Source organism: Qipengyuania sp. MTN3-11 (genome assembly GCF_042851825.1).
Classification (GTDB): Bacteria; Pseudomonadota; Alphaproteobacteria; order Sphingomonadales; family Sphingomonadaceae; genus Qipengyuania.
In genome coordinates, this window is the sequence record NZ_BTGM01000006.1 from 1 (window position 1) to 13,765 (window position 13,765).

Below are 13,765 nucleotides of genomic sequence, written 5' to 3' on the forward strand. Positions count from 1 at the left end.
TGGGAACATTGGTTCATCCGGCCGATGATGCCGGTGAGTTCCGTCCTCTCGAAGTGGAATGCCTGAAGATTAATCGTGAAACCATGCGCATCGTCCGCTGTAGGGCTCTGCGCGACGAGACCGGCTTCTTTCAAAGCGAAGAAATGGGTGCCGTCCTTTACGTTCCGGAGCCGCTCGCCACACAGGTGAAATTTGCTTTACGCTTCGGAGCCACGAGGCCAATGGAGATGGCAATTCTCCATCAGACGGGCTCCATCACGAGCCGAGGCCAGATCCAGAACTTCACACAACCCTTGTCCGATTGGCGGCTTAGGATCGATGAGGACGGCGGGGATATAACGGTCGTCATGTCGGCGGCGCTTCATTCCGCGCACCTTCGGGACTGGCTAAAGAGTGAGCAGAATTTCTGGGCCGGTCAGCGGGGTGCGCGGGTCGAGACGAGCTTCACGATCAATGCCGCTACTCGGATAGCATGCTTCGGTGCCTATATCCCAGATGGCCGTTCGGAGGCGAATGGTGCGGAAGCGCACCCCCGCACCCCGGTAGGCGGTCGGCTGTACCTGGAAAGCGCCCCTGTAGGTCCTATGGCCGAGTTCGGGATCCGGGACGACCGCTGGGTCCATGTCGGCTCCCATTCTCACGGACCGAATTCCTACATTGCTTTGACTGAACACCGGGATGTGCGCCGCTTGCCCAACGGTTTTCTTTCCTCCGGCCTCTGTGAATGGCCGCGGATCTGGATCGAGGGCCTGTCGCTTGAGTCGGTAGCATCCGTCATTGGCGATGAGCCAATCCGGCTTTCGGGGGAAGGAATCCGGATGTCTTTTAGCAACGACGGGCGCGAGGGCTGGCGGGAGCTCGCATCCGAGGCTGCGCTAGAATTTTGCTTGCAGAAAGGTGGATTGGCGCTCGACTATTTTTTTAAGGTCGGCGGTCGTACTGTTGAAGGCCGAGTGATGTTGGTGTGGGAGCTACTGATCTTGAGGTATCCCGTCCTAGCAGTTCATCGCAAAGTCGCGAGTATCGCGGGAGTCCAATGATCGCTTATCATTTCACGTTGAGCATTCCGAATTTCTGGCATGATATCTAGCAACAGACAGATGGCTATCGCGCAAACTGCGCACTAAGCGGTCTAGCCGCTAACAATTCTAGTTTCGGACATCGGGGTTCGCGTTTCGCAAGTGCGAAATTGGACATCAATACTTCAGATACGATTTGGGACTCAAATGTCCATACGGGAGCGGTAACTCGTGCGCTATATTGGTTTATATGTTGCAGCAATAGGGATGACCTTCGCGACCGCATGTGTTGAAGACGCCCGCCTCGCCGCGTCGCGTCTTGCAGATTATAAACCATTCGATCTCAAGACTCGGCCGCAATTCTCCAGCTATCAAAACGTCGTTGGCTCATACCTACGTCGAGAAGCGACAGGAGAGGACACTCACGCTTGTGTTGTCGGTCTGACGCGCGGAGGCCAAGACACTGATGTGGTATGGATTATTTGGCGCGGAGGCGATCGGCTTGTTCGATGGTTTGCCGGAGAAGATAACCTCGAATTGTCCTCGCGTAATCTCAGTTTGACCGATGATATTGTTCCTACCGATGCAGACATCGGCACAAGCACTTACGGTCGTCGCCTGCGGTCCCAAATCCTCGATGACCGCCGCGATACAGGCTTCCGCTTGGGCTCCGATCGCAGGCCGGCGTCTGTCTTTCAAGGTCGCCGGAGTGGAACCTCCAGGTAGTGTTGCGGGATCGCGGGACATGGTCCAGCTCCGCCGGAGCCGGTGAAAGGAGCCCAAGCTCATGCCCAGTTCCTCTGCGGCCGCGGCTTCATCGACAGGTGTTGGCGTTTCGAGAGCGAGGTATCTGCGAAGTACCTTGATCCGCTTTCTGACCAACGGTCGTCGAGCCGGGTCGACGTTCGAAAGATCAGGCTTCGCGGCGGCGTCGATCGCAGCTTCTCGATCCGCAGCGGTTGCTCTCGTCCGAGCGCCTGGGAGCATTTTGGGCTCGCGGTATCTCCGCCATGAGCGGATCAACTGATGGAACGTCTGCACGGCGACGCCAAGTTCTTTCGCGAAACGCTCGTCGTCCTCGCCGGTACGTAATGGCTCGGCATCGTAACGGCGAAGTATCGCCGCACGCCGTTGCGCCTCTTCCATAGGCTTGGATAGACCAGACTTTTTGCTCATTTTTCGTCTCTCTGCAATTTTGCAGATCGATCTTTTAAATCCCCGTCGCTTCGCACTTTCGCGACGAGAGAAGCATGTAAGCGCACTGGCAAAGAACGGCCAATAAGTTAGGAATGATGATTACATACCAGCATTCAACAACTACGTATGCTAAAATAATATGAGCGCTATTTTCTGATCTCAATCATCGAAGTCTTCCGAAAAAGTTTCGATACCTGAGATTGCCGGCCCTTTTTCTCAACGCAATCGCGAAGCGCTGCATTTCGTCGAAGGAAGCGGTTGGTACTGTGTTGAATGCCTTGCTGCCGCCCTTAAGCTTACTCACGGTGCGTAGTTAGAAGGCCACCGACCGACAGATAGCGCGATGTTTGGCGGACCGTTCAACCATCTGGGTTTAACAAGTCACAGCAGCGTCGATCCGAACCCGTTCGGCGATGTCGACCACCGCGCGGGCTATGCTCACGCTTTCAGCTAGCAAATGACATTGCGCGCGATGCAAGGATCGAAATATGCCTTGGGCACACGCCCTCGAAGGCATAACGCGCGGGGTGAAGTAACGGTCGTATCCTAGCCCCCCCAATCGTAACGCGTTGAGCCCAGATTTGGCTTCGACTTGCCGAAGGCCTTCTGTATCGAAGACAACACAAGCGTAGCATTTCGGCGGCTAAAATATGCCCGCTCATGTGAGGATGTCCGACTGCCTACTCAGGCTTCTTCAACGCCTCGATCCGCATGATTTGAACGGTCGGGACTTTTTTGTCGAAACTCATGGTCCAATTATCGTAAGATTGTGTCGCGCGGGATTGTTGCCTTAGTTCTTAGTAAGAACCTGCAGCGCCTATCATCCTAGTCGGCCCGCCGCCGTTCCTGTTGGACCGAAAGCACTGCATCGATACGAGAGATTAGCGTGATCCTTGCCGTTGACGACAGACGAGAAATGACAACCAGACGGTTTCGTCGAATATCGATTATTTTGGGTTCTTCTTTCAACTAAGTATTAGATTTATCTAATCATCTATGCTCTTCTATTTGATATTTCTTGTTTTTTCCGTCCTCCCCAACATATAAAAAATATATCGGACCATCGTACCGTCCTCCAAATCTGTAATGACAGACAATTGCGCGATCTATATCCTCGTTGAATTCCTTTCGAAACTCGCCATCCGACGAAATCGGGTATCCCCCGCCGATATCTATATAGGCCCGTTCATCATATGTTATGATTGAACGGAGACGACCGTACTCATCTTTATCACCAGGCCAGCTGAAGTGAAGACCATGCATGTAGCAAAATTTTGTAAATTTTAGTTCATAGTCGGGCGTCGAAAAAAGAAAAACGACATAATTCTGATCCGCACGCCCTCCAAGAAGCTCTAAAGAGATATCGCGTTCGTTGTCGACGACAACCTGATTTTTCATATCGTAACAGAATGCCACTTGCTTCTCCAAGCCGTGCGTCCGGAATTCGATTTCAATTATTCGTCAGCCAGCTTAATTAAAAGCCTCACAGGCACCCCTCAATGCTAGGCGGCGTATATCAGTCAGAGCCTTAGGCGGCAACTTTATCAGGGCACGCGGCACGATGTTGCAGATTTCCCAGCTCCATAATTGATTAGGATAATCGTTCGGGGGAAAGTCCGCGTGGTCGCGGTCGGCGGGGCCCATCACATCGAAGGCGGCGGTAAAATTCTTCGGGGTGTGCTTAGGTTTCGTCAATGGCAGATAGCTGCTTTCTTAATCTATCTTGGCCTGGCTGACCGTGATTTCGAAGCCTTCTCATGGAAATCGATCCGCTGGGGACCAATCATGCGATCTGACCTGTTTATCGGCATGATGAGCGGAACTTCGGCCGACGGTATCGATGTCGCCGCATTGCGCACAGATGGCATTGCGATCACGGAACTTGGTCCCGCTACGACGTTTGCGATGAGGGCGGAACTGCGATGCGCGATCCGACGCGCGTCAGGCAATGCCATTGCGCCGCGTGAACTTATTGAAGCCGTAACTGCCGAGCACGTCCTGGCCGCAAAGACGTTTCTGTCTATGCACTCAATTTCTACATCCGATGTTCGCGCTGTAGGTTTGCACGGTCAGACTATTCTCCATCGACCGTCCGAAGGCATTTCGGTGCAGATTGGAGATGCTGTGAAGCTCGCCGCGGCAATAAGCGTCGATGTCGTCGATCAATTTCGAATTCAGGATGTCGAAGCCGGCGGACAAGGCGCCCCCATTGCGCCCATTTTTCACGCGGCGCTAATGCGGGATGGCCCGCTCCCGAGCGCGATAGTGAACATAGGGGGTATTGCCAACGTTACTTGGTTCGACGGCACACGCATCGTCGCGTACGACGCGGGTCTAGGTAATGCGCGTTTGGACGACTGGATGCGTGATCGAGCCGGACTGGATTTCGACGAGGATGGGAAGCACGCGGTTAAAGGGAAGGTCCATGAGACGATCTTAGAAACCGCACTCGCTCACGAGTATTATTCCCGGATGCCGCCGAAGTCGCTCGACCGTGATGAGCTATCTGTTTCTAACATTGATCGGTTATCGGTCGAAGACGGCGCCGCCACCCTAGCTGCGATCAGCGCGGAAGCTATCGTGCGGTCGCAACAATTTCTGCCTCGCCAACCCGAGCGCTGGATCGTGGTAGGCGGGGGGCGTCGCAATCCGGCTATCATGCGACGGCTACGAATGAAGCTAGGCAACGTCGTCGACGCGGAAGCGGTCGGACTGGATGGCGATGCGGTCGAGGCACATCTCATCGCCTATCTAACAGCTCGAAAACTGGCTGAGCTACCGTCGACCTTTCCGCAGACCACCGGGGTCGTTTCACCGGTGGTCTGCGGAATTTTGAATTTAGCTGCAAAGAAGGCTCTTTAATAGCATAGAAGGCGCTTGCTCGCGATCCGCGGCATCGACCGGCATGACCTGACGATCATGGGTGTGAACAAGTCGGCTTTTATAAAATTAGCGCGGGTGCCGGAATCTCGTTTCTCAGTAACAAAGCATTTGAAGTTTTAAGTCATCCTACGAACACAACACCGCCCCCGATTACCTGCTCGTTCGCATTGTATTCATCACCAGTGGTGAAATCGTGCATCGCATTATCACGACGGGCCCTATCGGAAAAGAATGAGATATCGATCCTGCCCTCTAATCGGCATACGAAGAAGTGGCCGTATTGATTTGCGAGCACGCCGGAGCGTTTCCAATCTTGAGGTGTGACCTCGACGATATCCGCTGAAACTTCGCCGTCCTCGAATAGTTCCTCATTTCGCGTGTAAAAGCTGTTGTAAGCGTCTTCGGCTTCTAAACGCGTGCGATAAAGTCTTACGCCAAACTCAGCGGAAACTTCATTGATAAAAGCAAAACGACTCTGTTCAATGTTCGCCTGCGTGTTGTGTTCCGCCGTAACGCTAAGACCGGAGGTGATTTCAATCGCATAGTATATGTCCTTTAGATCCTTTAAAAATCGGTCATAAGTGGGGCACTCACTTCCATTGCGTGTCTGGCGAAGCTCCAAAAGACGACTATTTTCTGTGATTTTTCCGTCAATCATGTCCAACAGGTTATCGATACAGCCTTTTTTCATTTCAACCTCATTTTCTTATCATACCTTTGATTGTTTTGCGACAAAAGATACGATAAAATGCCTATTTACTTATCTCATAAGAATTTTCTCTTAGTTGATGATCTGGAGGGCGTTGAAGAGCGGTGCCTCATGTGGTTTTCGATTTTGCGAGTTCGAATGTGCGATTGCCGATGTTAAGCGGCGCGCGCAAACCCGTTCCAGAAGGATTTTGGCCCCCGCCATATAATTTAATGCAAATCGGTTTAAATCGTTTCACAATAATTAAGCTAGACTTTTTAACGCTTCTGCGGCTGGACGTCTCTTTCTGGACATTCCGGTAAAACGGCGGCAATGGGACCGGAAAGGAGATCCCAATGGTAGAATTCCAGACCGATATGTCGGAAACGCTCATCACTCTTACCTCCGATATTGTGGCGGCCCATGTAGCCAACAATAACGTCCAAGTCGTCGATGTGCCCACGCTGATCGAAACCGTCTATTCCGCCCTTTCGGGCCTCGGCATTGAAACGCAGCCGGAAGAAGAACGCCCCGAGCCCGCGGTGTCCGTTCGCGCTTCGGTCAAACCCGATTATCTCGTCTGCCTGGAAGATGGTAAGAAGCTGAAGATGCTTAAGCGCTATCTTCGAACCAATTATGACATGTCGCCGGAAGAATATCGCCAGCGCTGGGATCTTCCCTCGGACTATCCAATGGTCGCGCCGAATTACGCGGAGAAGCGCCGCGAACTTGCTAAGAAGATTGGTCTCGGTCGCAAGCCCGGCCAGAAGCGCGGGCGCACGAAGAAAACCGACTGAACGTTGAGGTCGCCGACTTGAGCTCACCTCCCCAGCCCCTGTGGGCTCTGGACGTTTTGCTTTAAGCCCGATCTGATACCTCGCGCCACGCGCGGGGCGCATGGCTAACTTTAGTCGCAATCTGTGGGGCTTCAGGTTGATCGAACAATCTAGGCGTCGCTGACCATTCTGCTTTGTTCTGTACGAATGCAAAGAGCCTTTGAAGGCTCCACGAGACGGTATGACTGACCACTCGAATTCTGACAGGGAGCTATGAAAGCGTTCGTACGATGATTGCGCCCCGGCCCATACCGCCCGTCGGAATTGTCGTAGCCAAGATCTTGGCGGTATCCTCCATCCTCGTGGTCGCTTTGGGCCCCGATCAGGGCATGTCGGCGATCGCCATCGTTATCCGCTTCGCCTGAGTCTAGCGACTAACAATCGACCGCATTCCTCAGCTTGTCCTGAGCAACTCAAGCCCATCCTGATCGAAATACTTTGCAAATTCCTGGCGCGGAATCGGAACACGGTCTTTCAGCTTCGCCGGTTCGCATCTCCATTTGGACGCGCCCTCCTTGACGATTTTCTCCCGAGGCATCCATGCGACATGCCGAGGAGTTGGATCATCTGGATCGACGAAATACGGGATGGCGAGAACCATACGGTCATGAATTGCGGAAAGTGAGACGCGATGGCCATACTGCCTTCGGTTCTTCGTGCCCTCTCGCGGGTACTTTCCCTTTACTTGTATTGGACGGATTTGCATCTGCGCACCATCTGTAAAGGTCGCCATAAGATCAAACCCTTTATCGTGGTGCGGGAAGTAGACGTTCCAACCGGCGTCGACCAGCTTCCCCGCAACCCAAAACTCCGCGAGATGATCACGCGATTTCCACTCTGCCATTATTACCCCATTCGCTGCCGAAAATCTCGTCATATCAACAATTTACGCCTAGCTTATTTTGGTCATTAAACTGCTATCGAGGATGATTAACAGACCATTCTTAATCCAGACGAGCCTAGTGGGTGTTCATTCTTGAGGATCGCCGATAGTCCGTATCGGGGATGGCCCCTCTCATGTTGAAATCCATTACCGTCCTGAAGTGATCGCCGCGGACGGAGCATAAACTTTTTTCACCATGCACGGGATCAAACGCGATATCTGGCTGCTCGAGGTCGAGGCGGGCAATAGGAGAGGAACGCTGACGTAAGAGGAACGATGATCGGCTTGATCGTCATATGAGCCGCCCTTGCGATTTGTGGTGAAACGGAGGTCATTATGGTTCCGAAGGCGAAAATCAGAACTAGCGAAGCTGATAGAAAAATCGACGATGCTACAAAGGCTGGAAAAGGGGGCAGACAGGAAACCGTCGAGTTTTAGCTACGGAATGAAGAAAGCCGTGCTTTCGACGCTGATGTTCGCCCAGCTCAACCCTCTGATTTGTTCGTGCCGAAATCGAAAGTGGTCGTAGCGGTCGAATTTAAAAAAATCTATGCAAAAGTTGCGAAGACGTCTTTCACGAATCCGGCAAAAGAGCCTCGCCGAGTGAGAATAGGAATTTATCCTGCGTTCACAATGAAGTCCATAATTTCACTTTGCAACATTAGAGGGCCGCGCCTTGATTCGCATTGCCGTCGTTCTCGCATGCGTTTTTGCGGCATGCCCGGATCTCTCCGCCGCGGACGCAAAGGAGGAGCGAAGCGCCTTCGCCACCATCGTGGAAGCGCCGATCTATGCGCCATTCGAGCAGTTGAGGCCGTCGCCCTATTCCCCGACATTGCAGGATCGCCGCGCGATCTTCGCCGATCGGATTGAACAGCGGAACCTGCCGATTCTGCGCCGTCTAAAGAAAAGCGAGATAGGCAATTTCGGCGGGATCGAATGGCGATGGCGTGACGGTCCAGACAATGATGGTCTCGGCTCCCTGACCGGGCTCGTCTATTTCCTGCGCGAGCCCGATGCTAGCCTGAAGCGCTACACGCAAGACCGGCTGTTCGTTGCGGCTCAGGGCGATTTTTCCCGGGTCGAGCAAGAGAAAGTCGCGCGCGAGTGGGCCGAAAGGATTGGACACGACACCGCTTCAGAAGGGTTCGGCAATATGAGTGCGCCCTGGCTCAATATCTCTATTCCCAAGGCGCGGTTCGAAGCTTTGCGCCAAGAGAAAGGATGGGTGATTCCAGCCAATCTGCAACTGCGCTTCAGCACTTATTCGGAACCGGACCTGCCGCAGCTGAGCGAGCATGTGCAATCCGATATCCGTTACTTTGCCGCTAGCGACAGGATTGCTGGTGCCACGCCCGATATCGCGACTTATGATGCGATCGTGCTGCGCGACGGATGCTTCTTCATCGATGAGGAAGGCGAAGATGATCCGCTCGCCATGTTCGACATTGGGACTGGGGTCTATCGCGACAATGACGGTCACATGGCTTTCCGGTCGCGATATTCCAACTTTCAGCCTCGGCTCGCTCGCGTCGGCACGCGGATGCAACTCGGTTACCGCAGCGAAGTGGTCGATCCGCCTGCCGAATTGATCGAGGCTTGCGGCAAGCATCGCGTCGTTCTCGTCAAATCGCTCCTCCAGGCGGCTGAATATGGCGGCGACTGATTCGTGGTGAAGCAATATGCGCAGCAACACGGCGTCAGGGATGCAGAGGCGACGAGACAGGCGAACGACTGCCTCGTCGAAAGAGAGCAGCTGGTCGCGGACCGTCGCCTTCGAGGCGGCGCCGCCGAACCCCGGCTTTGTGCGCAGATCCTCTCGATCATGCCTCGACCGCCGGCAGCTCCCGGAACGGAAAGCCAATCGTGATTGGGAACCGGAAACTGTTGTGATGCTGGTCATCGGCATGGCCCTGTCTGGCTGCGCAACGACCATGATCGAAGCGCAGCCCATAATCGCCGACCGGAATGCCTTTGGCGGCCAGGCGCTGTTTCGTGGCTCTATCGCAGCGATCGACGGGTGCATCGTTACGCGCCGCGGCCAGAGCACTGTGCTGTTCGACCGGGGCGTCATCCCGCTGCCGCCAATCACAGGTACGACGATAGTCAAAATGCCGCCTTTGCCGGTAACGGACCCGTCCGAGTGCCCGCTGGGCAGCAGCCTGACATTCGGCCTTTGCCGCACCCCCGAGGGTTATATGCGACCTCTGCCGGAATGGCTGGTCGAATTTCTGGAGCAGGATCGATGAGGCGTTACCTCTTCTCGCTCACGGTATTGGCGCTAGCCAGCGGCTGTACGACTGTCCCATCACAGCTGGAATCAACGCGAATATCGCATTCTGCTGCGAATGACATCACGGCAGGACAAGCTCGGCTTGTCGCGCGGCTCTATCCTGACTTGGCGGAAAAAGCCGAGCCAAACGACAATCTATTCATCTCGCCCTTGTCGCTTAGCGAGGGGCTAGGCTTGGCGTTGCTCGGTGCACGGGGGCAAACCGAGGCGGAAATGCGCGAGCTGCTCGGCTGGGACGCAGCGAGCAAGCCAGAGTTGCTGATCAAGAGCTACGACCGCTGGTTGACGCAAACAGATGACGATAAGGTGGCGCTGTCGGTTGCCAACTCGCTGTGGCTGTCGAACGAAATCGCCTTCGCTCCAGACTATCTGCTCTCTGCGAAGGATGGCTTCGGCGCCACCACGCGGCAGGTTGATTTCGGCGGCGATCCCGATGGTTCTGCCGAGACGATCAATGCCTGGGTGAGCGAGCAGACCCGTCAGCGGATAACCAGGATTGTCGAGGCCAACGGGTTTAACGATCGCACTGCAGCCGTGCTTACCAACGCCGTCTGGTTCAAGGCCGACTGGTCGGTGCCGTTCGAGGACGGCTCCACGGGCGAGTTTACGCGCGGCGACGGCATTACGAAATCCATCTACATGATGGAGCGGATTGCTCCGATGCCCTATCGCGAAACGCGCGAGGGACAGGCCGTGCAGCTTCCCTATGGCACAAACGGGCGCTTCAAGATGGAAGTGTTTCTGCCCAAAGACATGGATGTTTTGAAGCAGTGGGAGCGCGATCTACGTTCCGGCTCTTTCGACCTCTCGATACAAGGAAACAACGCCAGGTTCGATCTAGGGGCGGCGGTGGAACGACAGATCCTTCTTCGCCTGCCCAGGTTCGAGGCGCGTTTCGGCAAGAGCGTAAAGAGTGCACTGATCGCGGCTGGCATGCCGTGTGCTTTTAACGACAATTGCGCGGATTTCGGCGACATGGCCGCAGCACCCCTTGCGATCGACGATGTCGCTCATGCAACATTCCTGCGGGTCGATGAAGAGGGCACCGAAGCAGCCGCCGTAACGGCTTCAAAGATCGTCGTCACCGGTGCACGGCTTCTGCCGGACGATCTGCCAAGAATGATCGTCGATCGCCCATTTCTTCTGACCATCCGCGACCGCGCGAGCGGAGCGCTGATCTTTTTCGGCCGCATTGCTGATCCGACCCCTGTGGAGTAACCACGAGGATAGTCTTCGGTTTGGCGGCCAGCCTTTTTTGATCGCGGTTGCGGCTCGTGTTCTTGCGCAAGGCGGACATGACCTTGTCCGAAGCCTCCTAATCCCGCGAAGGAAGAGATCGATGCCATCGAAAACCGCGCAGGCAAGCATGGTGATGACGCAAAAGATGCGCGCCTACCTGCGCGGAATGCTTTCACCGATGAAACGCTATGACACTGGGCTCGGCTACTAAGTTGCCCATGCCTTCACTCGTTCGGTTCGCGATAACCGAAAGGCCTTAGGCACTCCCGCGTCTGATCGCGATCGAGGTGGCAGGCGATCCGGCAATGTTTAGTAGCCAGCCGTTCGTCTCGCGCATTCCTCCGCTCGAGGTCGAACTCGACCATCTCCCTCAGGTGAGCGGCACAGTCGATACAGTGACTTTCGGGACCATGCGAAAGGTCGAGCGCGAACTTAGCTACTCAACGGTGGGGTGGGGAACCACCAAGGAACGTTGCCATAAAAAGGAGCGGGGTTCGTCGTCACGGTACTTCGTAGAGGGCAAGATATGGGCCGTCTGCTGCCAGTCCGCTTTCGGGAATTGCATCGTGGAAAGCGGACATTCCGTTGCCGATCCTAAAATCGGTCATTCGTCGGATTGCAAACTAATTCTCGCCAACTGGCCCAATTCTTCGACAGCGCCAGTTGTATACCTTACGTCATTGAGGCGCGTAATGTGTTTCAGCAGCGATTGCGAAGCGCCTTCGTGGCCCCCAATTTGAAGTAAAAGCGGTTCACTCCACGATTGTCCGCTACGCACCGCCGCGAAGAAGGCGAGATTGAGGTCATGTAATCCGGTATTAGCATTACCATTTCGCCGCAGGTCGTGATCGAGCGCGAGCCAGATTATGAGCCCGCATTGATAATGAAGATCGAAGTTTCCTTCGGCAGTCGCTCTGTTCAACGGTGATGTCGCAAGGCCCTGCGCGCATGCCGTCTGGGCCTGCTCTAACCGTGACTGCGCATAGGATCGCTCCGTCGAGCCGCGCTGCACCATAGCCAGTGCCGCCATGGCATCGGCACCACCTTCATGAATCCATGCTACAGTATTGTCACTGGCCAGACCGCCGGCCTTGTCCTGCTGAAACAAATGGGCAGCTTCGTGTGCGAAGAACCATTCCAGCCACAGCGGATCTTCCTCAGCAAGCCGCTCGCGCGCGTTCTCGCCATCGAAGTGCATGAAGACCTGATTCGGTAAGGTGCCGCCTTGGGTCGAGACTTTCCCGTTCTTTTCGGGCTCGTCATCAATCGAAACATAAAGTTCGGGCGTGAATGAGAGAGGTCCATACACAGAAGCAAAATATGTCATCGCCTGCGGAAGAGACCGATCGAGAATTCGACGCAGAGCGGGCGGCAGTCCCGTATCGATCACCGCGACGAAGCCATCGGCTTCGACCGGTTCCAAGGTCCCGACAAAGATATTCGTCCCATCGTCTCTGCTGACGAACCGGTCGCGAGTGGCGCTTCGCCGACCGCCCACTCCAATCGTTGCTCCTACCGCCTCGACTAAGATCGGCAACGGGTCGGGGTTGTCGCAGGGTGCGGCCGGACAGGCATGGAACTGCCCGGAGTGTATCAGGGTGCTGCCTTCGCTAAATGGCGAGAATGGCGCATAGCTCTTGGGCAACTCGCGATAATCGATCGGAATAACGAAACTGACAGCCGTGAAGGGGCGCCCGTCCGCGCGCTCGACTCGCTCGCCATCGCCCTCGGTGACCCACCTGAAGGCGCCATCCTCTGGACGCCATGCTTCGACGCGATACCCGCCAAGTTCATTCGGGAAGTGCAGTGCGTGGGTGGGCTCCGCAATTCGATACGCCGCGACAATCTGCCGATCCGGCAAGAGGGTCAGGTCCAAGGTCAGCGGCTGCGAATGGTGGCGTGCGCTCATAGGAGCGACACAACCTGCCGAAGCGACGCAAAACGGTAGCACTGCGGCTGCGTGGCGGATCAGACCTTTGCCAGATGTCATCTGCTCACCTCGACAGGAATTGCATCCTGACCGGATAAATTAAACGACAGCTTCAGCCAATGCATGTTCTATTGCGGTTTTTCTGCAAACGACGCGACAGCGGACCTGAAAAGCGCCGAGCCGCATACGCGATGGCTGGGCTGGCAAAAATTTCGGTTCGCTCTGAGAACCAAGTCCGGTCGAGGACGAATCCAGCTGCAGTCGTTAGCGCTTGCTTACGTATCCACCAAAAGCAGAGGAAGCCTCACACGGCCATAGAAAGGGAAGTGAACCGACGACGAAGCCCAAGAAGCCTGTCTGAAGGACGAGAGACAATTGGAAGCCGGGTATCTGAAGCACGAATGCCGCATATGCGTTTGCCGAGACGTCGGTCAGCATCACGACCGCTGAGAGCACCAAGCCGCACCTTCGCCAGCCTGAGACGATAAAAGCTATGACGAGCGCGTCCAAGAGCAGAAGCGAAGTCCAGAACGCTTCCAACACGGGCGGCCCAAAAGAGTAAGGCCGCCAACCGCCGAATACAAAATCTGTTAGATGGCTGACGACCCCAATGCCGAAGCAGGCGATATATACGCCCAAGGCGAGCCGTGTGCGTGTCGATGGCATCCTGCTCTGCTAGCCCGAACTTCGATGGCTTTCCAGTTCTCACACACCAAACAGGCAGTCTGCTTTCCACTAGGTTGCCGACCGTCTTCTTGTTGAGTTCGAGCATAGCCAAGCAGTTATTTTGGGCCCGA

12 protein-coding genes are annotated in these 13,765 nt (G+C 55.0%); 7 read left to right on the top strand and 5 right to left on the bottom strand.

Features of this window, described 5'->3' with window-relative positions; all coding sequences use genetic code 11:
• On the top strand, nucleotides 1-1,040 hold a 1,040-nt coding region (locus ACGHN1_RS14870; RefSeq protein ID WP_390551662.1), incomplete at its 5' end, for a hypothetical protein.
• 372 nt (nucleotides 1,041-1,412) lie between these two features.
• Here ACGHN1_RS14870 and ACGHN1_RS14875 read toward each other — a convergent pair.
• Nucleotides 1,413-2,195 (bottom strand): hypothetical protein, encoded by a 783-nt coding sequence (locus ACGHN1_RS14875; RefSeq protein WP_390551663.1) that lies wholly within the window; start codon nucleotides 2,193-2,195, stop codon nucleotides 1,413-1,415.
• Between the two features lie 1,011 nt (nucleotides 2,196-3,206).
• Nucleotides 3,207-3,644: a hypothetical protein gene (locus ACGHN1_RS14880; RefSeq protein WP_390551664.1), complete on the bottom strand. Its 438-nt coding sequence runs from the start codon at nucleotides 3,642-3,644 to the stop codon at nucleotides 3,207-3,209.
• A gap of 192 nt (nucleotides 3,645-3,836) precedes the next feature.
• Here ACGHN1_RS14880 and ACGHN1_RS14885 point away from each other — a divergent pair, with 192 nt between their 5' ends.
• The gene (locus ACGHN1_RS14885; protein WP_390551665.1) at nucleotides 3,837-5,078 is read left to right on the top strand and encodes an anhydro-N-acetylmuramic acid kinase; all 1,242 of its coding nucleotides are present in this window, start codon (nucleotides 3,837-3,839) and stop codon (nucleotides 5,076-5,078) included.
• Nucleotides 5,079-5,220: 142 nt separating this feature from the next.
• On the opposite strand, the gene ACGHN1_RS14890 is transcribed toward ACGHN1_RS14885, so the two are convergent.
• Nucleotides 5,221-5,790, bottom strand: coding sequence for a hypothetical protein (locus ACGHN1_RS14890; protein WP_390551666.1), 570 nt, complete (start codon nucleotides 5,788-5,790; stop codon nucleotides 5,221-5,223).
• A 353-nt stretch (nucleotides 5,791-6,143) separates the two neighbouring features.
• Here ACGHN1_RS14890 and ACGHN1_RS14895 point away from each other — a divergent pair, with 353 nt between their 5' ends.
• Both ACGHN1_RS14895 and ACGHN1_RS14900 read left to right on the top strand, forming a co-directional pair.
• Entirely contained in the window at nucleotides 6,144-6,584 is a 441-nt protein-coding gene (locus ACGHN1_RS14895) for a MucR family transcriptional regulator (RefSeq protein ID WP_390551667.1), read from the top strand.
• A gap of 269 nt (nucleotides 6,585-6,853) precedes the next feature.
• On the top strand, nucleotides 6,854-6,988 hold the full coding sequence (locus ACGHN1_RS14900; protein WP_390551668.1) for a hypothetical protein: 135 nt from the start codon (nucleotides 6,854-6,856) through the stop codon (nucleotides 6,986-6,988).
• 29 nt (nucleotides 6,989-7,017) lie between these two features.
• Here the strand turns inward: ACGHN1_RS14900 and ACGHN1_RS14905 are convergent, their stop codons facing one another.
• A complete protein-coding gene (locus ACGHN1_RS14905; protein ID WP_390551669.1) occupies nucleotides 7,018-7,467 on the bottom strand; it encodes a hypothetical protein in 450 nt (149 codons plus the stop codon).
• A gap of 814 nt (nucleotides 7,468-8,281) precedes the next feature.
• Between ACGHN1_RS14905 and ACGHN1_RS14910 the strand changes: the two genes are divergently transcribed.
• The 3 genes from ACGHN1_RS14910 (at nucleotide 8,282) to ACGHN1_RS14920 (ending at nucleotide 11,017) form a co-directional block, all read left to right on the top strand.
• Nucleotides 8,282-9,172 (top strand): hypothetical protein, encoded by an 891-nt coding sequence (locus ACGHN1_RS14910; RefSeq protein WP_390551670.1) that lies wholly within the window; start codon nucleotides 8,282-8,284, stop codon nucleotides 9,170-9,172.
• 226 nt (nucleotides 9,173-9,398) lie between these two features.
• Nucleotides 9,399-9,755: a hypothetical protein gene (locus ACGHN1_RS14915; RefSeq protein WP_390551671.1), complete on the top strand. Its 357-nt coding sequence runs from the start codon at nucleotides 9,399-9,401 to the stop codon at nucleotides 9,753-9,755.
• The gene (locus tag ACGHN1_RS14920) at nucleotides 9,752-11,017 is read left to right on the top strand and encodes a serpin family protein (RefSeq protein ID WP_390551672.1); all 1,266 of its coding nucleotides are present in this window, start codon (nucleotides 9,752-9,754) and stop codon (nucleotides 11,015-11,017) included. The genes ACGHN1_RS14915 and ACGHN1_RS14920 overlap by 4 nt, the downstream gene beginning before the upstream one ends.
• 625 nt (nucleotides 11,018-11,642) lie before the next feature.
• Here the strand turns inward: ACGHN1_RS14920 and ACGHN1_RS14925 are convergent.
• Nucleotides 11,643-12,947, bottom strand: a complete 1,305-nt coding sequence (locus ACGHN1_RS14925) for a hypothetical protein (RefSeq protein WP_390551673.1) — start codon at nucleotides 12,945-12,947, stop codon at nucleotides 11,643-11,645.
• Nucleotides 12,948-13,765: the final 818 nt, after the last annotated feature.